The following is a 21546-nucleotide window of genomic DNA, read 5'->3' as shown; positions in this document are numbered from 1 at the left end:
ACCCGGTTATTGAAGGTAATTACACCGATTTCAGCCTTTGATTGATCACGATAAACCCGGTTTTAATAAACTTAGTGCGTAAATCCAGCAATTATCAAAGCCCAGTCATTGCTGAAACTGATTCAAAACCAACATCAAGCCCACTGCGTCCCAGTCTATCTACCTTTTTGTCAACAGAATCTTATGCTAGTAGACCATCAAACCCCCAAATCGAATCACACCACTCGTAATCCCTTAAAAAAAGCAGGAACTTATGTATCACTGTTGTTACTGGGAGCAGGGTTAGGCTTTTCCGGCGGTTATGTAGCATTACGTAACTCTGTTCCCGAATCCACATCCCCTCAAGCAATTGTCCCTCAGAACAAGACAGCTAGGCTTCCAGGTAGTAAACCTGTAGTCACTCAAAATCCCAACTTTATCACCAATGTGGTAGAACAAGTTGGACCAGCAGTGGTGCGGATTAACGCTTCTAGAACCGTCACCAGTAGAGTCCCAGATACTTTTAGAAACCCGATGTTCCGGGAATTTTTTAGGTTCCCATTTCCCGATGTACCCCAACAGCGAGTTGAACAGGGTACCGGTTCAGGTTTCATTATAGATACCGATGGTTATATTCTCACCAATGCCCATGTAGTCGATAGTGCGGATAGTGTTAATGTAATCCTCAAAGATGGTCGCCAATTGAAAGGGACGGTAGTGGGAAGCGATCCATTGACAGATGTAGCCGTGATCCAGATTGAGGCGGAAAACCTACCTACCGTTGCTCTGGGTGATTCCGATCAACTCACCCCAGGAGAATGGGCGATCGCAATTGGTAATCCCCTCGGTTTAGATAGTACTGTAACCACTGGCATCATTAGTGCTACGGGTCGTTCTAGCTCTCAAGTTGGTGTTCCCGATAAGCGAGTGGAATTTATCCAAACCGACGCTGCTATTAACCCCGGTAACTCCGGTGGACCCCTGCTCAATGCCTCTGGTGAAGTGATTGGCATGAACACAGCTATTATTCGAGGTGCTCAAGGATTAGGATTTGCCGTTCCCATTAATACGGTGGAACAAATTGCTGAGCAACTGATTGTTGATGGTAAAGTAGAACATCCTTACTTGGGCATCCAGATGGTAACCTTAACCCCAGAGGTTAAACAACAGATCAACAGTAATCCCAATGCTGGCTTGATGGTTGATGAAGAAAAAGGGGTATTGATTGCCAAAGTAATACCTAATTCCCCAGCTGCCAAAGCAGGATTGCGTGCGGGTGATGTGATCCGCAAAATCAATGATCAGCCGGTCAAAGATGCAACAGAAGTCCAGAAGTCTGTGGCTAAAACCAGAGTAGGCAGTGATTTAATCCTAGAGTTGCGCCGCAATCAACGAGATACTAAATTGACCGTGCGACCTGGTGCTTTTCCTACTGTTAAGTAGTAGTTGAAACGATTAATATCAAGTTCAGTTAATCCCTTTAATTATCGGGCTTTGAATCACATTAGCATTCAGCTGTCTGCTGAATGCTAATTGCTTATTCAATCACTAATGAATAATTAACCAGACTGGCATATTAAACATAGCTTTGCCACTCGTCCCCTGTTAAGGACTCGGTGGTAACTGCCTGCTGTAGCCCCGTTTCATTCATTAGCCAGATCCCATTTTGTCCGCTAGTGCCATTACGCAAGAGGACATCGTCAAAACCATTATCGTCAAAGTCCATAGTACCACGAATTTCCCACTCACCGCTGATTGGTGCTGAGTCAATGAACACTGACTCTACATACTCAGTACCATCCATCCGCCAGTAGTAGATATCTTGGTTTTGAGTATTGCGCCACAGAATATCCGCGTCACCATCGTTATCTAAATCTCCCGCACCTTCCATTTGCCATATACCGTCTTCTGGTAGTACCAAATTCTGACCATCACTCTGCCTGGTAATCAAGACTCCCTGATCCAGCTCCGTGCCATTCATCAACCAAACCGCATTTTCTCCGGTATTGGTATTACGCCAGAGAATATCTTCTTCTCCATCACTGTCGAAATCTCCCGTGCCACGGATTTCCCAGTTGAGGTCTGATACCTGGGTGCTAGATGCTCCGCTTTTGAACTCAAAGCCTTCCATTAACCAGAAGCCAACATCTCCGGTATCGGTATTACGCCAGAGAATATCCTTTTGCTCATCGCCGTCGAAGTCTCCAGCACCACGCATCTCCCAGGGACTGTCAGCTGGTTCCGATTGAATCGGATTTGACTGATCCAAGTTGGTGCCATCCATGATCCAGGCAAGATTGTCTCCAGTCTCGGAATTACGCCAAAAAATATCCGCAGAAGAGACATTCTCAACAGGAGTAACGTCAATGTTAACAGTAGCAGTCTCAGTAATAGCACCATTGCTTAACTGATAGGTAAAACTGTCAGATCCATTGAAGCCATCGTTAGGAGTGTAAGTAACAAAATCATCACTGGAGTTTTCAGGGGTGCCATTGTCATTCACTACTGCAGTACCACTGCTGGGATCATTGACAATGGTCAGAGTGCTGTTTCCGTCGGTATCAGTGTCATTTGCTAAAACATTAATGTTTACCGCTGTATTTTCTTCAGTGGTAGCCGTGTCATCTACTGCAATCAGATTGTCATCGAGTGCATTGAATTCAATGAAGTCAATTCGGGTAAATTCGTCGCCATCAGAAGTACCGTTAATTGTGATCAGGTCTCCATTTTCGATGAATATGCTATTGCTAATCTGTTGATTGACGAAAGCAGCAGCATTAGCCGCAATACCAGCACCATCAGGGGGGTCATTGAGAGTTAAGGTTGGCAATACGTTATCGCCAATAGTGATATCTATGGTGCTATCCCCATCAGTCTCATCAAAGTAGCCCAGCCTTACTTCGTAGTTACCAGTAGCTAGGTCAAAGGTTCTGGTAGCAGTACCAGGGGGGAAACTAGTATCACTTCCAGCGTCAAATAGGCTGATGACTGAATTACCCTCAGCATCGTTATTATTAGCAATTACAAAATTCGTTAGATTGGGAAAGCTTTCAGCTTGAATTTTTACCATAATTTTTCTTTACTGAAAAATAATACTCTGTTGCTTTTGACTAGTTATACTGATTTGACTGAGAAAAGTCAGGATAATTTTACCTAGTGTGCTTGTCAGTCTTGACTAGGGATTAACCATCACAAGGTTACCCATTCAATCTTTCATGACTTTATCCTTTGCTCAGGATAATTTGGTCAGTCAATCAGCTTGTTTCTATGATGGGAGGCTTAGTTATGGTTCAACAGTACCCTTAAGGGTACTTTTTGATAATTTATTACGTCAAAAAATATTCTATATAGCAATTATCATAGCTATGAGGTACACAATTTCGTGATTTTAGGGAACAGGGAACAGGGAACAGGGAATAGGGAACAGGGAATAGGGAATAGGGAATAGGGAATAGGGAATAGGGAATAGGGAATAGGGAATAGGGATGCGCTGCATCAAGACAGGTAATCAAAGTCAAATAAGACTGTACCTCATAACTGCGATCAACGCTATAAATAGGAATGTAAATAATTTAAATTCAATAATTTAGCTATGTATAAATAATCGAGATATAGCGGTTTTAAATGGGGTGAAGTACATAATTTGGGGATTTTTGGAAACAGGCAACAGGCAACAGGCAACAGAGAATAGGGGTAAGCATTCAGCCGTCAGCTATCAGCTATCAGCGTGTCGCGTATCAGCGATTTTGGGCTACAGATGGTGCTACTTGAGGTGATGCGCGAATAAGCGATGCAGCAAGGGAACAGGGGATTTCCCCCACTCGCGCTTGGGATCAAGACAACAGGTAACCATTTGTTTAATCTGAGTTACGGAAAGCACCTCAAGCAGCGTGATCCTTGGCCGTTGGCCACGCTACGCGAATAGCTCACGGCTGACGGCTGATAGCTGAATGCTTACGAATAGGGAATAGCGATGCATCGCTACCTCCTACTCCCTAAAATCCAGGACGAAAGTACCTCACCAAATTAATAAATGCTATAAAATGCTATAAAATTGTTAATTGCCTGCCTGCCTTCCAGCCTGCATAATTATTGCTTTAGTTCTTCCTCAAGCATCCGTTCATAAACCTTTGGCAAGTGCTTACTCATGCTATTTGTTTCTATGCCATAACCTAGACTTGTCCAAGTACCGGATAACCGCCGCAACACTTTATCTAAATTTCCTTGCCGCAATTCTTTGGGAATGTTCATCCCCCAGGCTCTACTATCCTTGAGCCAATCGTGAACCACAGCATCCTGGAAGTGTGCCTCAAAGCTATACTGCTTCCAAAACAAAAAGCCTGAGGGTCTGGGGTGATATCGTTTTGCCTTTGCTTTCCAGGTGATATCAAGGAACTGATACCGTCCCGCTGCTGTGCTACAGTTTCCAACATTAGGACCAGCGACTATGGGAACACATATTTCAGGATGACGCCTTAAATCAGAAACGTGTTGACCCCCATAGATAATCGTGTAGGGTTGGGGGTCATTGGCTTCGCTAGCGGTGATAGTACGCATTAGGGCGCGAATGTAAGGATCTCCCCCCCTCATCACTAACGGAGGCGTGCCGTGAATACTGGTAGGATAATCAGATAGCGTACGGGAAACCGGGTAGTAAGCCCATCTATTAAACACATGTCTGAGATAAATCCCCAATAATAAGCTCACTATCGCTAAGGCTGAAATATTGTAAAATAAGCCTTTGAGTGTAAATTTATAGGAAGTATTTGGAAATCCTCTTAACTTTCCGTACTTCTGCCGGGGTGATGAAGACACTCAGTTTACTAATCCTTAATAGTATTAATAGTTTTGACAAAATTCGATCAACCTACGTCAGCAAATAGCTGTTCCCAGCTTTGATCGGGAGCTTCTGCTGAGCTAACCACTTCTACTATTTTATTCCGAGCTTCCGGTTCCGACAGCGCCTCAACACAAACTTCTGCTACTTTGGTGCGAGGTATGCTACCTTCAAATAGAGTATCTGCCCCAGACATCACAATCGGGTCTGAGTTGTCTTCGTTTCTGAGACCACCTGGTCGCACAATCGTGTAGGTCAAGCTGCTTTTTTGGAGATATTCCTCTGCTTGCTTCTTCCAGACCAGAATCAGCCAGAATAGGTTGAGGGGATGGAAAAACTGGGATACACAGAGAGAAGAAACCAATACAAAGTGTTCTACCCCTTTTTGCTTAGCAGCATCTACTAAATTTTTAGTGCCTTCGTAATCCACCAGGTAGGGTGCGGTTGGGTCAAAGCTAGGCCGAGCGCCAGTGGCGCACAGCACTACAGTACTATCTCCGATCGCAGTACCGATAGTCTCGGGTTTGAGCACATCCCCTACCACTAATTCGGCTGCTGGTGGTAATATTTCTTGAGCGTAGTCTAAATTTCGCACTAAAGCCCGTACAGGAATATCACGCATAACCAGTTCCTGTACAATCCGCTTTCCTGTTTCTCCCGTTGCTCCAGCTACACATGCTTTCATGGCAATTTCCGTACAATTCACCTAGTAGCTTAGCCAGTTTACCAGTTATTCTGAGTGAAAATTAAACTAGGCCATTCAATCGAGAATCCCCATATTGGATTTTTCCGTAAAGCCCAACCTCTCGATTGTATAAGTTTCTAGGTCATTTGACTTCTCCGGGCTCGCTTTGTGACGGGGATTCGTTAAGAATCTATACTCAAACTCTTACAGGCGTAGTCAAAGCGCCCCTACTGAGTTCTGTCAGGATTAAGCTGACAGTTCCCGCTACTTTTTTATTATCATGCTTTCCGGGTACTACCACTGTTGCCAGTTCGATACGCTCTGCGCTCTGCAATTATTTACCCGTTCACAAGAGGATTAACGCAATGCAATCAAAGAGGGTCGGTATTTCTCCGGTACTAGAGACGCTTCATCACGTAGGCGTTTGCCGTTACTCACACTATTATCATACAACACTTTTACGGCAGTTAAAACTGCCGCGTCCCGTTTCCTCCCGGAGACGAAACCTGTTTATTAGGGCAGCCTTATAACAATAGCCTTAACCCTTTTCCGCATAACCTGCCGACCATAAAGGCTGCCCTATTCTTGCGGTAACTTCTGACCCGGATTAAAATCACGGGGCTACCACGAGGGGCGCGTGTTTCCGTGTTCTTAGAGGACTTTGTGGGTGGATCTAATTAGAACCCGCTATAGTCAGTGATCTAATAACTGATCTAATAACTGATCTAATAACTGATCTAATAACTGATCTAAATCGCCAGAAACCCAGCTAGATCAGGCACGCATAACTTTACACTTGTTTAGATAGCTCAACTTGTTTATGTCCGACTCCTGATTAACTCAGCCAGAGGAGTGGGATAAGCAAGAGCTACCCATGGAAATTTCTCAACTAGGTTCTCAAATAGTCACAAGGCAATCAAATGAAGAGGATGAGGTATGCGATCGCATTTTATTAACCATCAGTCAATTGAGGCAAAACAGGTCGATTTGAATACTCCTGCCAGTTCGGCAGAAACTGACCCTATTGTTCCATCAGCGTCTTACTCAGGTAGTGAGCCGACTCGGTTTCACTGTCATTTTCAAGATTGTATGGAGATGTATGCTTCAGCTGAGCAAGTGAGTGCCTATCTAAATACTCACCAGGATTGGTTTTGTCGCTGCGCTCATCCGATGAAAGTAGAACTGCTCACAGACAATGGCTATATCTTGACCATTGGTAGGTTTGGCGCATTTGGCTATAAGGTAGAGCCAAAAATCGGTTTGGAATGGCTACCTCAAGACGAAAATTCCTATCAGATTCGCACAATCCCCATACCCAATTACGTCAGTCCAGGCTATGAGCTTGATTTCCAGGCATCTCAGACCTTAGTCGAAGTACCAGCAAGGGAGTATTTTCAAGAGCATCAGCTGGCATCGGAGTCCATACCATCAGCGATAACCCGCGTGGAGTGGCATCTTGACCTGATTGTTTACATGTGGTTTCCCAAGGCAATTCAGAAACTGCCTCAGTCCTTGATTCAACGCACAGGCAACGGAATTTTGCAGCAAGTTGTGCGTCAAGTTTCCCGGCGTTTAACCCACAAGGTACAACAAGACTTTCATAGCAGTAATGGTCTACCTATACCGAACCAATCACAGCGCTAAAATCTACAGTAAGATTTACTCTAGGGGGTTGGCTATCAGCGTGTCGCGTATCAGCGTGTCGCGTATCAGCTATCAGCGATTTTGGGCTACTTGAGGTGCTACGTGAACAGCTAAAGGTCTGTGGGCACGCTACACCGAACAGTTTATGCCCATAGCTTAGGCTACTAATGGTGCTTTTGAATAAAATAAGCTGACGGCTGACGGCTGATAGCTGAATGCTTACCAAGACCACGCCCCTAGTAGGTAAATCAAATCATCTATAGCTTGCTAAGAATCTTCTGCACAATTTGCATGCCGGTGATGGCTTGCCAGCTGAATAGTCCCAAGAGTGCAACATTGAGGACGATGTGACTATAGCGAGCCCAAGTTTGACCTTTCTGCATTAATGGTGTTAGAGAGGCAGAGGTAGCAATAATTCCGGTCATGCCTAAACCAGCCAGCAAATGGGGTCCAAAAAACAACTTGCCATTGTTAATGTAGGTTACTGCCATACCTCCGATTGTACCGAGTACCATCATTGCTAGCAACGCTGAACCAACAAGATGGTGCTTAACATTATATTGACCCTTAACTAGCGCTTTCTTTTCGTCACCTTCCGCCGTTCTAGTCTTTTGGATTTTCAAACCCAGATAAAGAGCATAGAAGGCTGCCGCTAGCAGCACCCACATCAGTAAGGGGTGGAAGAATTGAGACCAAAATTTAACAGACTCTGGCAGGTTCATAATGTTATGTCAATTTTCAGGAGCTTCATGAAAATTAACATAACATAATTGCCGTTATCAAGTCTAATGTGCTAATAACTCAGTTAAACAATATGGTACTATAGCTCTGCTCCTTGTCGCTGAATTTGGGGATTGTTAAGCATGTAGAAATGCTGCCATTGCATGGTGGTTGCCATTGCATGGGTTTGGGAAGCGATCGCGTCTTGCCACTGATGCCTAAATCAATTCCGGGGAAAGATACAGGAACAGAACTGTAAGCTTACCCCAGTTAGCTTACAGTTTGGCGTTCATATCCGTATTTCTTGCTCCCCATCTACCTCAAGCGCCCCCCTGAACACCCCTAATCATACCAAGTTGCTTTCATAATCTAGTCCCTGCTCACCTGCTCACTCCCTCACCAGTTCAAAGGATAATATCTTTGATTGATCGCAACTTGGTATCAATACTTTATAACAGGACTAACGCACTAATAGACATAGCCTAATAGACATAGCCTAATAGACATAGCGAGGCATCTCGCTCAAGGCGTTCCAGGTGTGTTCACTAACTACACCATTGCCTAGCAAACCCCTGTCCAGTTGGAAGCGTTGCACTGCTTCGAGTGTCAGGGAAGCGAAGATGCCATCAATCTCAGCGGTATAGTAGTCACTAATCCAAAGTACTTCTTGGACTGTTTTGACAGCCTCACCAAAACTACCAGGACGTAGAATCGGCATATTGACCGGAGTACCACTCAGAAGAGCTTGCCATGTGTTTTGGTCTACAATACCAGTTGCTCTGAGAAATACCTTTTGCTGGTAGCCTTGCACAGCATATTCAATCTCTGTGTCAAAGATACCATCTAATGGACCAAAGTAATATCCCCGGTGAGCCAAGATACTTTGTAATTCTACCACATAAAGACCAATGAACCCTAGATAAAGGGTGTGCTTTCTGAGCCAAGCAGTGACACAAGCACTGGTCTGGGAGGTTTCCAAATTAATCAAAGCTGTCATGCTAGATTTCCCTGATGAAATTTTTCCTGGCATTCTTCATAATCAAATATCTGAGGTTGAGCAGGGGTGATTTAAGTTTTAATAAGTTGTTAACCTTCTGCCAGTAAAGCGTGATTTGAATCACGGGGTAACTATGTATATTGTTAAGTGTTTACTAGTGAGTGTTGACCTTAGGCATCCACAGCCAACTCTTGCATACAACAGTTAACATAAAACGTTCAACGTAGTTACCACTTTACGTTTATTTCTATCTACCCACATAGAGGTTTCAAAAGTTCTAGTTAATACCAAGTAGCATTCATCGGTAGCACCCTCTATCGACAGTTTCCCCGTCTGGTGGTGTCTTGCCGTCTTTGAATGCAATCCCTCTGATCGCAATGTCATACTATAGTGCTTTATATAGTGCTTTGCAGCTCAGTAAAATACACTGTAGCCTCTCGGGAGCTCCCACTGCAATCACCGGCTGTATTATATTCCAATCAAGACTGCTATAAATTTAACTCAGTGATGAAACTGTTTGTCCCAGGTCGCCTTTGTCTATTTGGGGAACATAGTGATTGGGCAGGGGGGTATCGCTGCCTAAATCCCCAGCTGGCAAGGGGCTACACCCTAATCACCGGAACCAATCAGGGACTTTATGCTCTGGTCTTATCTGATCCGACCGAGCTGATTATGCGTACTTCCCTGAGTCAGGGGAAACCGACCGTTTCTATTAGTTTACCAATGGAAAAGAGTGCTCTGCTCGCTGTTGCTAAAAAAGGCGGTTTTTTTAGTTATGCTGCTGGGGTTGCCTACCAGTGTCTCTCTCGCTACTCTGTTGGTGGAATTGAAATCGATAATTACCGCACTGACTTACCGATCAAGAAAGGGCTATCCTCAAGTGCAGCAATTTGTGTCCTAGTTGCCCGCAGCTTCAATCTCCTGTATGACTTAAACATGACCCTCCAAGAGGAAATGGAGTTAGCCTATCTAGGGGAAACCACCACCCCTTCCCAATGTGGTCGGATGGACTTCGCGTGTGCTTATGGCAATCGACCGATCATGATGATGTTTGATGGTGATCACACCGATATTACTGAACTCAAGGTACCTCGGAATCTATTTTTTGTAATCGTAGACCTCGGGGCCAGCAAAAATACTCAGGAAATCCTGAGTAAACTTAATCAGTGCTATCCGTTCGCCACTAACGAAATACAACAGAATGTTCAGCACTATCTTGGTCCAATCAGTTCTAAAATTACTCAGGAGGCAGTTGAGGCTCTGCAAACGGGTGATGCTGAACGGATTGGTGCCTTGATGAACCAGGCACAAGCTGAATTCGACCGCTATCTTATCCCTGCTTGCCCTGAGCAATTAACTGCTGGAGTGCTGCACCAAATCCTGAAGTATGAACCAATTCAACCTTATATCCTAGGGGGAAAGGGAGTTGGCTCTCAAGGGGATGGCAGTGCACAATTCATTGTTAAAGACAAGGAAAGTCAACAAAAGTTAATTAAAATTATTGAGCGTGATTTTCCCCACATGGAATCTTTGACGTTAACGATTTATGCAGACCAATAAAGTTCGCAAAGCTGTAATTCCTGCAGCGGGTTTTGGGACCCGTTTGTTTCCAGCCACCAAAGTGGTAAAAAAAGAGTTATTTCCGATTATTGACCGGGATGGTAGGGCGAAACCAGTGATCATGGCGATTGTAGAAGAAGCGGTCAGTGCTGGGATAGAAGAAGTGGGGATTGTGGTTCAAAAAAGCGATCGCAAACATTTTGAAGAATTTTTTAAGTCCCCCCCCAAACCCGAACTATTCGATAAACTCTCTCCAGAAAACCAAGCATACAGCCAATATTTACAGGATTTAGGCCAAAGAATTACCTTTCTGATTCAAGAGGAGCAAGAAGGCTATGGTCAGGCTGTATTTTGTGCCAAAGAATGGGTAAATGATCAGCCTTTTCTATTGTTGCTGGGGGATCATGTTTACACTTCTGACCATGAAAATTCCTGTGCTAGTCAAGTTCTAAAAGTTTATAACCAGGTTGATCAGAGCGTTGTTGCCTTGACAGTAATGCCAGGAGAGATTATTCATAAAGCTGGTTGTGTGACTGGGATTTGGGAAGAGTCAGAATCACGGTTGCGTGTGACAGAGCTTTATGAAAAGCCTACTCTTGAGTATGCGCGAGCCTATCTCCATATGGAAGGAATGGCGGAGGATCAGTTTTTAGCGGTATTTGGTATGTATGTACTCAAGCCGAAAATTTTTGAGTATCTTGAAGAGCACATCAACCACAATATCCGTGAAAAAGGTGAATTTCAGCTCACATCCTGTCTTGATAAATTGCGACAAGAAGAGGGCATAACCGGTTATCTAGTTAAAGGCAAGTATTTTGATACCGGAATGCCCCAGTTTTATCGACAGACCATAATTGATTTTCCCAATTAAACTTAGGGTACTTGATCTAATTAATCCTGTTTTTCTAATCCTGTTTCTCGAAACTAAGAGAAGCAGAATTCATACAGTAGCGTAAGCCAGTTGGTGGTGGTCCATCGTTAAATACGTGACCTAGGTGAGCGTCACAGACAGCACACAACACTTCTGTTCTGCGCATAAATAGGCTGTTATCCGGTTCCTCCTTTACATTCTCTTCTTTGATAGGTGCGTAAAAACTAGGCCAACCTGTCCCAGAATCATATTTGGTATCAGAGTTAAATAGCTCTGTTCCGCAACAGATACATTTGTAGATACCCTTGTCCTTATTGTTCCAGTATTCTCCAGTGAAGGCTCTTTCCGTTCCCTTCTGTCTGGTGACTTTAAACTGTTCCGGTGTTAGCTGCTCTTTCCACTCTGCTTCAGTCTTTTGTACTTTACTAACCATGGCTGAATCCTTGTAATAGTTTTTTGATGATACGTGGGAGTTGAGAGATCACCAATAGGGTGATCTGGTCTTTTGTAAAGAAAAGACACGTTTTGATACTTAACTTAACATTTTCTGGCACACAGGAGATGGGAAGTTTAGGGCGTGTGGGAAGTTTGGGGAGTTTGGGGCGTGTGGGGAGATGGGCAGGGTTTTATAGGGCTACGCGCAAGGCAAAAGGCAAAAGGCAAAAGGCAAAAGGCAAAAGGCAAAAGTTTACTATAACAGCTTTTCAGCTTGTATCAATGTCCTAACCTTAATACGTAGTGCTATATTAAGGGTAATTATTCGGGTATGATATGAGTCATTAGGTAACCCTTCCGTGTCTGCCACAGCTAAACGTCAATCTTCCTGGGGATACTCATCCCACAGTTTGGTGACTTGCCGTATGCTCTGGTAATCACCATTCCCAACAATCAAGTGATCCAAGACCGGAATACATAAGAGTTGACCTACCTGTAATAACCGTTCCGTTAGAGTAATATCTTGAAAACTTGGGTCAACACTCCCAGTGGGATGATTGTGAGCCACAATTACCTGTGTTGCTCCTTGGCGCAGCACTTCTCGGAAAATATCCCGGGGATTAGCAATGGTTTCTGTTGCTGTACCAACAGTAATAATCTGAGTACCCAACAAATGATTCTTAACATCGAGTAGCAAGACAGCAAATCTTTCATGATTTTGCCACATTAAGTCATGACTCAAAGATGCTGCTGCTGAGGCTGGACTATCAATAATTACACCTTCTGTTGGTCGAGACAGAAATGCCCGTTTTCCCAGCTCCACTGCTGCTAAAATCGTTGTGGCTTTCGCTAGTCCAACACCATGAATTTGGGTCAATTCTTGAGCTTTAATATTCCGCAACACAGCCATTGGGTCTCGTTGATCTTTAGCAAGTTCCTGTAAAATCAACTGTCCCAAACCCATCGCAGAAAGCTTTCCTTTGCCTTGACCTGTACCTAAAAGAATTGCTAGCAGTTCCGCTGTCGCCAGATTTTTAGCTCCTAGAGCAACTAATCGCTCACGAGGACGTTCACTGATGGGAATATCAGCAATTCTCAGACAATATGTCATAGATGTACAGTGATCAAGACTGAAGGGATTTATTTTTAGTTATCCCGTTTTCAGCTAAGAAAGCTAGATTCGATTGGGAATATGCTGATTATCCCGATAATCTAGATGGGGCGATGGGGCGATGGGGAGATGGGGAAATGGGGAGATGGGGAAATGGGGAGATGGGGAGATGGGGAGATGGGGAGATGGAGAAATTAGGTGTCAACAAACACAGATGAATAGCACAATTTCATAATACTGTCGTGCCAAATTGACGATTTTGCCAAATCTTTACATAACGGATTTTCTTTAGTGCATAAATATTTGAACAAAACCAAAAAGCTTGAGTGGTGGATTGTCTAGGAAGTCTAGTAGGGTGGGCAAAACCTTGCCCACCCTACAGGTAGCGTTAAATTGAGAGATTTGCGTAAGTCCTATATTTGAACAAAACCAAAAAGCTTGAGTGGTGGATTGTCTAGGAAGGTTATCCCTTGATTAGCGGACTTTTCGTCAACACCAATTACCTACCAACAACGAAAATCCGAGAAATTCTAATCATATTGACTGACTTAATACCTCAAAGCCCGTAGTAGCTATGTTACAGTACTTAATTCTTTACAATCAACATATAAAGATTTACGCTAAGCTGCCTCATAATTAAGTAAAATTTTGATGAATTTATCACAATCCTAGTCCCAATCACTAGGATTAGCTGAGATGATGTCAAATCGAAAGCATATAGACATCTACCAACTTAACTATGTCAAATCAAGTATTCAATATTTCAAACCTTAACGGCAGTAATGGGTTCTCTATTAATGGTGTTACCTTAGGTGACCGCTCCGGTTTCTCAGTCAGCAGCGCTGGAGATATCAACGGTGATGGCAATCATGATCTGATCATCGGAGCCCCAGGGGCTGATCCCAATGGCTTTTTTTCAGGTACAAGCTATGTGGTGTTCGGTGGTCCAGGTGTAGGTGCTAGCGGTAGCATCAAACTGGCTGACCTAGACGGTACTAACGGTTTCGTTATTGCAGGTCTTAATTCAACTGGATTCTTAGGCTTTTCGGTTAGCAGTGGTGGAGATATCAATGGTGATGGTACGAAGGATCTACTGGTAAGTGCTCCTGGTGGTGGTGCCAACAACAATGGCGTGAGCTATGTGATATTTGGTGGTTCCACTGTAGGCTCTACTGGTAGCGTAGATCTCTCATCTGGCTTTGCTATCAATGGTGTCGTACCTGCAGAATTTTCTGGTCATTCCATCAGCAATTTAGGGGATGTTAACAACGATGGGAAAGATGACCTATTGATTGGTGCTCCTCATGCCTTGTTGCCTATTTCTTCTCCCGGTCTTAATCCTGGCAAGGCTTATGTGGTATTTGGAGGCACACAAGGTTCTGGGGGTAGCCTAGACCTCTCCACTCTGGACGGCACTAATGGTTTCCTCCTCACCAGTAGTGTTGAAGGAAACTTGGCAGGTTTCTCAGTCAGTAGTGCTGGGGATATCAATGGTGATGGCATCAAGGATTTCGCTATCGGTGCTCCTGGTAGTGATTCTCCTCTGACTGACAACAGTTCTGCTGGCAAGACTTATGTAGTGTTCGGTGGTTCAGGTGTCGGTGCCACTGGAACCCTAGACCTCTCATCGATACCCTCCTCCGACCCCAAAACTGGCTTCGTCATTAATGGTATTGATGAAGGTTCCACCCTTGATCTCGGTGACAGGGCAGGCTGGTCTGTTAATCATGCTGGCGATGTCAACGGTGATGGTATTAGTGATTTAATCATTGGGGCTCCCTCTGTTGACTCTGATACCCAGACTGATGTTGGCGAGGCTTACGTAGTGTTCGGCGGCACAGATGTTGCTGGTACAGGGAACTTAAACCTTGCAAGCCTCAACGGTACCAACGGCTTTGCGATCACAGGGATTGAAGCGAATGGTCTCCTGGGCTGGTCAGTTAGTCATGCTGGGGATCTCAACTATGATGGGTTTGCTGATGTTGCGATTGGAGCTGAAGGTGCAGGCAAAGTTTATGTGCTGTTCGGCAGTAAACAGTTGGGAGCTACTGGCAGTGTAGACCTTTCTACCCTAAACGGGAACAATGGCTTAGTTATCGAAGGTACTGACTCCCTAGGCTTCTCAGTCAGTAAAGCAAAAGACGTTAATAGTGATCACATTGATGACCTAATTATCGGCGCACCTGGTCTTGAGCTGAGTACATCCAATGGCAACACTTCAGGGACTAGCTATGTCCTATTCGGTAATCATGCTCCCGTGATAGACCTCAATGGTGTATCGGTCACAGATACCAAGACTGATTCAGATACCAAGACTGATTCAGATACCACGACTGATTCAGATACAGACACTGATTCAGATACCACGACTGATTCAGATACAGACACTGATTCAGATACCACGACTGATTCAGATACCACGACTGATTCAGATACCACGACTGATTCAGATACCACGACTGATTCAGATACCACGACTGATTCAGATACAGACACTGATTCAGATACAGACACTGATTCAGATACCACGACTGATTCAGATACAGACACTGATTCAGATACCACGACTGATTCAGATACAGACACTGATTCAGATACCACGACTGATTCAGATACAGACACTGATTCAGATACCACGACTGATTCAGATACAGACACTGATTCAGATACCACGACTGATTCAGATACCACAACTGATTCAGATACCACGACTGATTCAGATACCACGACTGATTCAGATACCACGACTGATTCAGATACCACGACTGATTCAGATACCACGACTGATTCAGATACCACGACTGATTCAGATACCACGACTGATTCAGATACCACGACTGATTCAGATACCACGACTGATTCAGATACCACGACTGATTCAGATACCACGACTGATACTGATCCAGCACCCGAGCCAATTATTGCAGCTGCCCCAGCTATTCCAGCTGCTGCCCCAGATCCAGATACCGAAGGCATTGATGCTACTATCACATTTACCGGTAATCAGCTGGCACTGTTCCCAGATAACAAATTGACTCTGAGTGATGGTAAGAACACCATTCTGGTTGGCGCAAAAGTAACAATTGCTAATCTTCTGAATCCCACACAGGAACTGCTGAGTGTTGACAACACTAATACTCTGATCGCGGTTAACTTCGATGCCAACAGTGGTATGCTTACCTTAAGTGGGGAAGATACCATCCAAAATTACCAGCAAGTCCTCAACACCCTCCAGTATGAAAACACATCTGGTGTGGATAGCGATCCAGACACAGTGTTTGATGCGCCTAGTCGCATTTTCAAGTTTGTGGTTGATGATGGTTTAGCTTTCAACAACGTAAGTGAGGAAGCTACTCTGATTGCCATCCAAGATAATAGCTCGAAGGTGATTGGTACTTTCCAGGATGATACCTTGCTTGGGGGTAATGGCAACGATACCCTAGAAGGTATCTCAGGCAATGACTCCCTCGACGGTGGAGCTGGTAATGATAGCCTGGTTGGAGGAGATAACTCAGACACCCTGCTTGGTGGTGACGGTGATGACGTCCTTGATGGTGGGACTAATGGAGACTTCCTCGATGGTGGAGCTGGTAATGATAACTTGTCTGGGGGAGAAAACTCAGACACCTTGATTGGTGGTGATGGTAATGACTCCCTATTTGGTGGTAACAGTGATGATACCTTAGAAGGCGGATTAGGCAATGATATCTTATCTGGCGAAGGCGGTATTGACACCTATGTCTTGAGCCCTGGTGAGGGAACAGATACTGTGTTTGGTTTTGAAGATGGAATCGATCTGTTCAAGTTAGGTGGAGGTCTAACCTTTACTGATCTGGCGATTGCTGGTAGCGGTGGTGCGACTACTATTACTGCCAATGGCGAAGTCTTAGCACAGGTGTTCGGGGTATCCGTAAGTCAGCTCACAGACGCAGATTTTATTGTTGATCAGGATGTAATCGTATAATTCAAGAGCCGCACACCCACTTCCAGAGTGGGTGTGTTGGTCCTTGCTGACAAATCCGTTGTACTTGTTGCTCCAGACGTTTCTGTTCTAAGGGTGGTAATCCAAATAAAATATTGCGACTTTGCCAAACTAAGACGGCTAAAGTTGTGCCAATACAGATAGCCAGACCTAGGGCAGGCACATGGTTGTAGATAATACTATACCGGAGTGCTGCCCAGGTAAAATGCGATCGCATCAGGGAAATTTCATAGTGCCAACCCCACAGGCTTAATGGAGCAACAGTTATCCAGAGAATGCCTACGAAAACCCACCTACCATAAACAGTTATTTGATGTAATCGTTTTACCCTGGCCTCAAAGATGGGGTCAAGGGTAATTTTTCTTCTTTGGCTACCTGGCTGCTCCATGATCAGAAGACTATTGAAAATTAGAACTAAACTTCATCAGAAAATTCTGCTTCAATCACTGCATTCCCCTCCTTTTCGGGATTAACCGGAACCTCTACTACAGACTGAGCTTTACCAGTGCGCTCTCTCCACCAAGCTAAGAGGGTACTGGCAATAAAAATACTGGAGTAAGACCCTGCTGTAAAACCAATAATCAGTGCTAAGGCAAAGAATTTTAGGGTTTCTCCCCCGAACAGCAAGATTGCTAACAGGGGTAGCAAGGTAGTTAAGGTGGTATTGATGGAGCGGGTTAAGGTTTGATTAACAGCATCCTCTACAATTTGATTGATATGTTGACCTGGCTTGAGTTTAATTACTTCTCGCACCCGATCGTAAATCACCACAGTATCATTAACCGAAAAACCTATAATTGTCAATAGGGCAACCACAAACAAGGTATCGACTTCTACCCCCAGCACCAAACCTAGGATAGAGAAAAGACCAATGGAGATTAAGACATCGTGGAACAGGGCAACGAAAGCGAATAGGCCATAGTCAAACTCGAATCGGAAGGTAAGGTAGACAAAGATGCCCACAAAGGCCATAAACAAAGCGATTAAGCCAGAAACAAACAGTTGCCTGCCCAAGGTGGGACCAACGGTATCAATCTGAGTAGATTTGGGATCGAAAACACCAAGACGCTCCGTTAGGGCAGTTTGCAACTGGGTGCGTTGTTCAACATCTAATGTTTTAGTCCGAATTGTCAGGGCTTGTTTTTCCTCCCCTAGTATTTGGATACTGCTATTGCCAAGACCTTGTGCTGTCATCACCTCCCGCACCATAGCCAAATCGATGGGTTGGTCGCAGTTTCCGGGTTGAGTACAGTCTCTCTCTAGCTGTAGGCGGGTACCACCAACGAAATCGAGACCTAAACGTAAAGGGGCTCCTAGTTGGATAAAAGAAATCACCATGGCAATGATACCGACCGTAATCACGGCGGTTGAGATGCTCCACCAAAGCGATCGCGTTTTAATTACATTAAGTTTCATATAGCATTTATATTTGAGTTGTGAACATACTCTCTGTCTTGATGCAATAGCGAGTGGGGGAAACCACGGCAGTTGCTCATGGGGGGAACCCCCAAGACCGCACTGCCTTCCCAAGACCGCGCTGCATCGCTTAAGGAAAGGCAAGAGGCAAGAGGCAAGAGGCAAGAGTTAATCAAGTAGCGACGGTTGCGCCAACCTGAGGGGGTTTTCCTCACTCGCCCTTTCCATAAATAAAATTAAAAAACTGTAATCCTTGTTTCCAATTAATTGGCAAATACTATCTTGACTTTTCTATTGCTAAATCCTGATCAAGGATGAATTATGAAGTAGGAATTATGAAATCGTTTTGTTGATGAAACCCGAGCATGGTCAACTAAACACTTTATCCACAACTTTATCCATAACTAGGATGAAGGATGAAATAGGTTTTTTATTTGAACCAAATCATGGTCAACTAAACGCTTTATCCATAACCATGAATTACACTTCCTACTTCCTATTTCCTACTCTCTAGTTCCTAATTTCTAAACTATTAGGTTGGTAAATTAGGGCAGAAGAGTTCTGGCTTCTGACGTACCCCTGGAAGTCCTAAAACTGCCACGAGCATCAGGGTGCGACTACAGGTAAGGGCGGTAAACATACTGATTCCTACCCCAATGCCTAGGGTTACGGCAAAGCCTTTAACTAGACCTGAGCCTAGCCAAAACAGTACTGCACAAGCGATTAATGTGGTCACATTTGCATCCAAAATACTAGAAAATGCTCGGTAAAACCCGGACTCCACTGAGCGATACAAGGTCTTACCAGCACGTAATTCTTCCCGTGTCCGCTCAAAAATCAGCACATTGGCATCAACTGCCATACCGATACTAAGGATAAAACCAGCAATTCCGGGTAGGGTTAAGGTAACATCTAGTAGGGCAAATGCTGCGATGGTCAGTAAAGCGTAGATACTCAGAGCAATATCAGCAATGATGCCAGGGAGTCGGTAATAGACCACCATAAAGATTAATACTAAAATCAGACCGACTAAAGCAGCATAGATACTACGTTGAACACTATCTCGTCCTAAGGTTGCCCCTACGGTGCGATTCTCCACGATTTCCACTGGCAAAGGCAAGGAACCTCCCCGCAGCTGGGCAGCAAATTCATAGGCACTTTCGGCATCAAAGTTACCCGTAATCACTGCTGCACCACCACTGATGCCATTTTCAGCATATTGCGCTGCCACACTCGGAGCACTAATTAGTAAATTGTCGAGGAAAATACCAATGCTGCGTCCTGTACCGGCAATGTTCTTGGTCAGCTCAGCAAACTTTTGAGCTCCCTCACTATCAAATCGAATAGCTACTTCCCAAGCACTACCAGTTTGAAGAGGTTGGGGACGAGCATCTTGGAGGTTTTTGCCAGTCAGACCAGTACTTTCAAATAGTTCAAGGATGGCTTGGTTACTACGATTGATAGCAGCTTGATTTTCTGCGATCGCATCTCCATCACCATTGTTGCGCAATACTTCTTGGTTGAATTGTAGTTCTTGTAGCACTTGCTGTTCAACCCGCAGCTGTGCTTCTGTACCAATCTTTTGATTCAGAAAATCCAGCTGTGCTGTTCCCCCTAGTACCCGCTCCGCTTGTTGCGGGTCATTGACACCAGGTAGCTGTACCAAAAGCTGGTCTTTGCCAACGGTTTGGACTACCGACTCAGAAACCCCTAGGGCATTGACTCGGCCTTCTATAACGGTTTTAACTGCGTCTAATTGCTCAGCCGTGATTTCCGTAATCTCTTCGGTAGTGTTAATCTGAATTGTGAGTTGAGCCCCTCCCTGCAAATCCAGTCCTAACCGGATTGGAATTTGCACCAGTACTATGATTGCTGTAATTACAAGTACTAGGATTAAGGCTAATAGTGAACGCTGTTTTTGCATGACTACGACCCGCCGCAACAAATGCTATCTTAATCTGTTTTGGCGAGTGTAGTAACTGAGAAAGTCTAAAGTCTAAAGTCGTAAGCATTCAGCCGTCAGCGGTCAGCCGTCAGCTTTCCATCACTCAGCATTATTCGAATGCTTACTTGTTTTCTTCAAAAGTTCCGTACCTTCCCAATAGCCTATCAGCACATCAAGTAGCACCATCTGTAGCGCATTAGCTGATACGCGACACGCTGATAGCTGATAGCTTACCTAAAGTCTGAACTCTCAAGGCTGGAGGCTTAAATATTCCATGGATTGGTTACTTAGTATGCTTACTTAGTAATTGGAATCTTTTTAACCTCCAGCATCTACCAATCAGCAACGCCCCCTGCATGGCTTTTGCCAAGCTTTTAGTTAAATCCGCAAAGCCACCATTTTTTTCACACCCTCGACAATTTGATGGGGTTGGACAATAGTTAGATTTTCCAGAGTCCCGTTGTAGGGAGTGGGAATATCTTGAGATGAAAGCCGAAGCACTGGTGCATCGAGTTCATCAAACCAGCGCTCATTAATCGATGCTGTTAATTCTGCCCCAATGCCACCGGTTTTCATGCACTCTTCTACAATAATGACTCGGTGGGTTTTGGCCAGTGAAGTACCAATGGTCTGAAAGTCTAGAGGCTTTAGGGAAATCAGGTCAATCACTTCAGGATCATAGCCCTCTTTTTCCAGCTGCTTAGCCGCTTGGATGGCGTGGTGACGCATCCGGGAGTAGGTGAGAATGGTAACATCTTTACCAGGGCGTACAACTTCAGCTTTATCAAGGGGTACTAAGTACTCCTGTTCTGGCAGATTTTCTTTGAGATTGTAGAGCAGGACGTGTTCAAAGAACAATACTGGGTTATCATCTCGAATGGCAGATTTCAGCAACCCTTTTCCATTGTAGGGAGTAGAGCAAGCAACGATTTTGAGACCGGGAACTGCCTGAAAGTAGGCTTCTAGACGCTGGGAGTGTTCGGCACCTAACTGACGTCCGACACCACCAGGACCTCTAACCACCATGGGAATTTTAAAATTACCACCAGAGGTATAGCGCAGCATCCCGGCATTGTTGGAAATTTGGTTGAATGCCAGGAGTAAAAACCCCATATTCATGCCTTCGACAATTGGTCGTAAACCTGTCATTGCTGCACCCACAGCTAGACCAGTAAAGCTATTTTCGGCAATGGGGGTATCCAGAAGCCGCAAGTCACCGTATTTTTTATACAGATCTTTGGTAACTTTGTAGGAACCACCGTAGTGACCAACATCTTCACCGATTACAAATACTGTCTCATCCCGTGCCATTTCTTCGTCTATGGCTTCACGCAGAGCATTAAAGAATAGTGTTTCTGCCATTA

At 44.5% G+C, this 21546-nt stretch carries 19 protein-coding genes; 7 read left to right on the top strand and 12 right to left on the bottom strand.

Annotation, left to right across the window (positions count from 1 at the left end; translation table 11 throughout):
• Window positions 1-183: 183 nt before the first annotated feature.
• Complete coding sequence (locus tag F6J90_RS24360) at window positions 184-1422, top strand: HhoA/HhoB/HtrA family serine endopeptidase (RefSeq protein ID WP_293099357.1); 1239 nt, start codon at window positions 184-186, stop codon at window positions 1420-1422.
• Between the two features lie 133 nt (window positions 1423-1555).
• On the opposite strand, the gene F6J90_RS24355 is transcribed toward F6J90_RS24360, so the two are convergent.
• The 3 genes from F6J90_RS24355 to F6J90_RS24345 form a co-directional block, all read right to left on the bottom strand.
• Entirely contained in the window at window positions 1556-3049 is a 1494-nt protein-coding gene (locus F6J90_RS24355) for an Ig-like domain-containing protein (protein WP_293099355.1), read from the bottom strand.
• Between the two features lie 1019 nt (window positions 3050-4068).
• Complete coding sequence (locus F6J90_RS24350; RefSeq protein WP_293099352.1) at window positions 4069-4794, bottom strand: glycoside hydrolase family protein; 726 nt, start codon at window positions 4792-4794, stop codon at window positions 4069-4071.
• A 47-nt stretch (window positions 4795-4841) separates the two neighbouring features.
• Window positions 4842-5501 carry an NAD(P)H-binding protein gene (locus tag F6J90_RS24345; protein ID WP_293099349.1) on the bottom strand — a complete coding sequence of 220 codons (660 nt, stop codon included), beginning with the start codon at window positions 5499-5501 and terminating at the stop codon, window positions 4842-4844.
• 936 nt (window positions 5502-6437) lie between these two features.
• Between F6J90_RS24345 and F6J90_RS24340 the strand changes: the two genes are divergently transcribed.
• On the top strand, window positions 6438-7145 hold the full coding sequence (locus F6J90_RS24340) for a DUF1997 domain-containing protein (protein WP_293099346.1): 708 nt from the start codon (window positions 6438-6440) through the stop codon (window positions 7143-7145).
• Between the two features lie 257 nt (window positions 7146-7402).
• On the opposite strand, the gene F6J90_RS24335 is transcribed toward F6J90_RS24340, so the two are convergent.
• Window positions 7403-7867 (bottom strand): DUF4079 domain-containing protein, encoded by a 465-nt coding sequence (locus F6J90_RS24335; protein ID WP_293099344.1) that lies wholly within the window; start codon window positions 7865-7867, stop codon window positions 7403-7405.
• A gap of 125 nt (window positions 7868-7992) precedes the next feature.
• Between F6J90_RS24335 and F6J90_RS24330 the strand changes: the two genes are divergently transcribed.
• A complete protein-coding gene (locus tag F6J90_RS24330; protein ID WP_293099341.1) occupies window positions 7993-8124 on the top strand; it encodes a hypothetical protein in 132 nt (43 codons plus the stop codon).
• A 237-nt stretch (window positions 8125-8361) separates the two neighbouring features.
• Here the strand turns inward: F6J90_RS24330 and F6J90_RS24325 are convergent, their stop codons facing one another.
• Window positions 8362-8862, bottom strand: coding sequence for a peptidoglycan-binding protein (locus F6J90_RS24325; protein ID WP_293099339.1), 501 nt, complete (start codon window positions 8860-8862; stop codon window positions 8362-8364).
• A gap of 507 nt (window positions 8863-9369) precedes the next feature.
• Here F6J90_RS24325 and F6J90_RS24320 point away from each other — a divergent pair.
• Window positions 9370-10422: a GHMP kinase gene (locus tag F6J90_RS24320; protein WP_293099336.1), complete on the top strand. Its 1053-nt coding sequence runs from the start codon at window positions 9370-9372 to the stop codon at window positions 10420-10422.
• Window positions 10409-11293, top strand: a complete 885-nt coding sequence (locus F6J90_RS24315; RefSeq protein WP_293099333.1) for a UTP--glucose-1-phosphate uridylyltransferase — start codon at window positions 10409-10411, stop codon at window positions 11291-11293. Before F6J90_RS24320 ends, F6J90_RS24315 begins: the two co-directional genes overlap by 14 nt.
• A 34-nt stretch (window positions 11294-11327) precedes the next feature.
• Here the strand turns inward: F6J90_RS24315 and msrB are convergent, their stop codons facing one another.
• Window positions 11328-11726 (bottom strand): peptide-methionine (R)-S-oxide reductase MsrB, encoded by a 399-nt coding sequence (gene msrB, locus F6J90_RS24310; protein ID WP_293099330.1) that lies wholly within the window; start codon window positions 11724-11726, stop codon window positions 11328-11330.
• A gap of 92 nt (window positions 11727-11818) precedes the next feature.
• Here msrB and F6J90_RS24305 point away from each other — a divergent pair, with 92 nt between their 5' ends.
• Window positions 11819-12019 (top strand): hypothetical protein, encoded by a 201-nt coding sequence (locus F6J90_RS24305; protein WP_293099327.1) that lies wholly within the window; start codon window positions 11819-11821, stop codon window positions 12017-12019.
• An 88-nt stretch (window positions 12020-12107) separates the two neighbouring features.
• On the opposite strand, the gene radC is transcribed toward F6J90_RS24305, so the two are convergent.
• Window positions 12108-12839, bottom strand: coding sequence for a DNA repair protein RadC (gene radC, locus F6J90_RS24300; protein ID WP_293099324.1), 732 nt, complete (start codon window positions 12837-12839; stop codon window positions 12108-12110).
• Between the two features lie 739 nt (window positions 12840-13578).
• Between radC and F6J90_RS24295 the strand changes: the two genes are divergently transcribed.
• On the top strand, window positions 13579-16803 hold the full coding sequence (locus tag F6J90_RS24295; RefSeq protein ID WP_293099321.1) for a hypothetical protein: 3225 nt from the start codon (window positions 13579-13581) through the stop codon (window positions 16801-16803).
• A 1-nt stretch (window position 16804) separates the two neighbouring features.
• Here the strand turns inward: F6J90_RS24295 and F6J90_RS24290 are convergent, their stop codons facing one another.
• From F6J90_RS24290 to F6J90_RS24270, 5 genes are all read right to left on the bottom strand, one after another.
• On the bottom strand, window positions 16805-17209 hold the full coding sequence (locus F6J90_RS24290; protein ID WP_293099318.1) for a hypothetical protein: 405 nt from the start codon (window positions 17207-17209) through the stop codon (window positions 16805-16807).
• A gap of 26 nt (window positions 17210-17235) precedes the next feature.
• On the bottom strand, window positions 17236-18237 hold the full coding sequence (gene secF, locus F6J90_RS24285; protein WP_293099315.1) for a protein translocase subunit SecF: 1002 nt from the start codon (window positions 18235-18237) through the stop codon (window positions 17236-17238).
• Window positions 18234-18452, bottom strand: a complete 219-nt coding sequence (locus F6J90_RS24280; protein WP_293099312.1) for a hypothetical protein — start codon at window positions 18450-18452, stop codon at window positions 18234-18236. The genes secF and F6J90_RS24280 overlap by 4 nt, the downstream gene beginning before the upstream one ends.
• Window positions 18453-18769: 317 nt before the next feature.
• Window positions 18770-20161: a protein translocase subunit SecD gene (gene secD / locus F6J90_RS24275; RefSeq protein ID WP_293099309.1), complete on the bottom strand. Its 1392-nt coding sequence runs from the start codon at window positions 20159-20161 to the stop codon at window positions 18770-18772.
• A gap of 399 nt (window positions 20162-20560) precedes the next feature.
• Window positions 20561-21544: an alpha-ketoacid dehydrogenase subunit beta gene (locus tag F6J90_RS24270; protein ID WP_293100741.1), complete on the bottom strand. Its 984-nt coding sequence runs from the start codon at window positions 21542-21544 to the stop codon at window positions 20561-20563.
• Window positions 21545-21546: the final 2 nt, after the last annotated feature.

This window comes from Moorena sp. SIOASIH, from assembly GCF_010671925.1.
Classification (GTDB): domain Bacteria; phylum Cyanobacteriota; class Cyanobacteriia; order Cyanobacteriales; family Coleofasciculaceae; genus Moorena.
This window is presented reverse-complemented; position numbering and strand designations above follow the sequence as displayed.

Bases quoted from the DNA above. Each gene is read 5' to 3' on its own strand.
- F6J90_RS24325 (WP_293099339.1), bottom strand. From the start codon at position 8,862: ATGACAGCTTTGATTAATTTGGAAACCTCCCAGACCAGTGCTTGTGTC.
- radC (WP_293099324.1), bottom strand. From the start codon at position 12,839: ATGACATATTGTCTGAGAATTGCTGATATTCCCATCAGTGAACGTCCT.
- F6J90_RS24340 (WP_293099346.1), top strand. From the start codon at position 6,438: ATGCGATCGCATTTTATTAACCATCAGTCAATTGAGGCAAAACAGGTC.
- F6J90_RS24355 (WP_293099355.1), bottom strand. From the start codon at position 3,049: ATGGTAAAAATTCAAGCTGAAAGCTTTCCCAATCTAACGAATTTTGTA.
- F6J90_RS24295 (WP_293099321.1), top strand. From the start codon at position 13,579: ATGTCAAATCAAGTATTCAATATTTCAAACCTTAACGGCAGTAATGGG.
- secF (WP_293099315.1), bottom strand. From the start codon at position 18,237: ATGAAACTTAATGTAATTAAAACGCGATCGCTTTGGTGGAGCATCTCA.
- F6J90_RS24290 (WP_293099318.1), bottom strand. From the start codon at position 17,209: ATGGAGCAGCCAGGTAGCCAAAGAAGAAAAATTACCCTTGACCCCATC.
- F6J90_RS24320 (WP_293099336.1), top strand. From the start codon at position 9,370: ATGAAACTGTTTGTCCCAGGTCGCCTTTGTCTATTTGGGGAACATAGT.
- F6J90_RS24315 (WP_293099333.1), top strand. From the start codon at position 10,409: ATGCAGACCAATAAAGTTCGCAAAGCTGTAATTCCTGCAGCGGGTTTT.
- F6J90_RS24270 (WP_293100741.1), bottom strand. From the start codon at position 21,544: ATGGCAGAAACACTATTCTTTAATGCTCTGCGTGAAGCCATAGACGAA.
- msrB (WP_293099330.1), bottom strand. From the start codon at position 11,726: ATGGTTAGTAAAGTACAAAAGACTGAAGCAGAGTGGAAAGAGCAGCTA.
- F6J90_RS24335 (WP_293099344.1), bottom strand. From the start codon at position 7,867: ATGAACCTGCCAGAGTCTGTTAAATTTTGGTCTCAATTCTTCCACCCC.
- secD (WP_293099309.1), bottom strand. From the start codon at position 20,161: ATGCAAAAACAGCGTTCACTATTAGCCTTAATCCTAGTACTTGTAATT.
- F6J90_RS24345 (WP_293099349.1), bottom strand. From the start codon at position 5,501: ATGAAAGCATGTGTAGCTGGAGCAACGGGAGAAACAGGAAAGCGGATT.
- F6J90_RS24360 (WP_293099357.1), top strand. From the start codon at position 184: ATGCTAGTAGACCATCAAACCCCCAAATCGAATCACACCACTCGTAAT.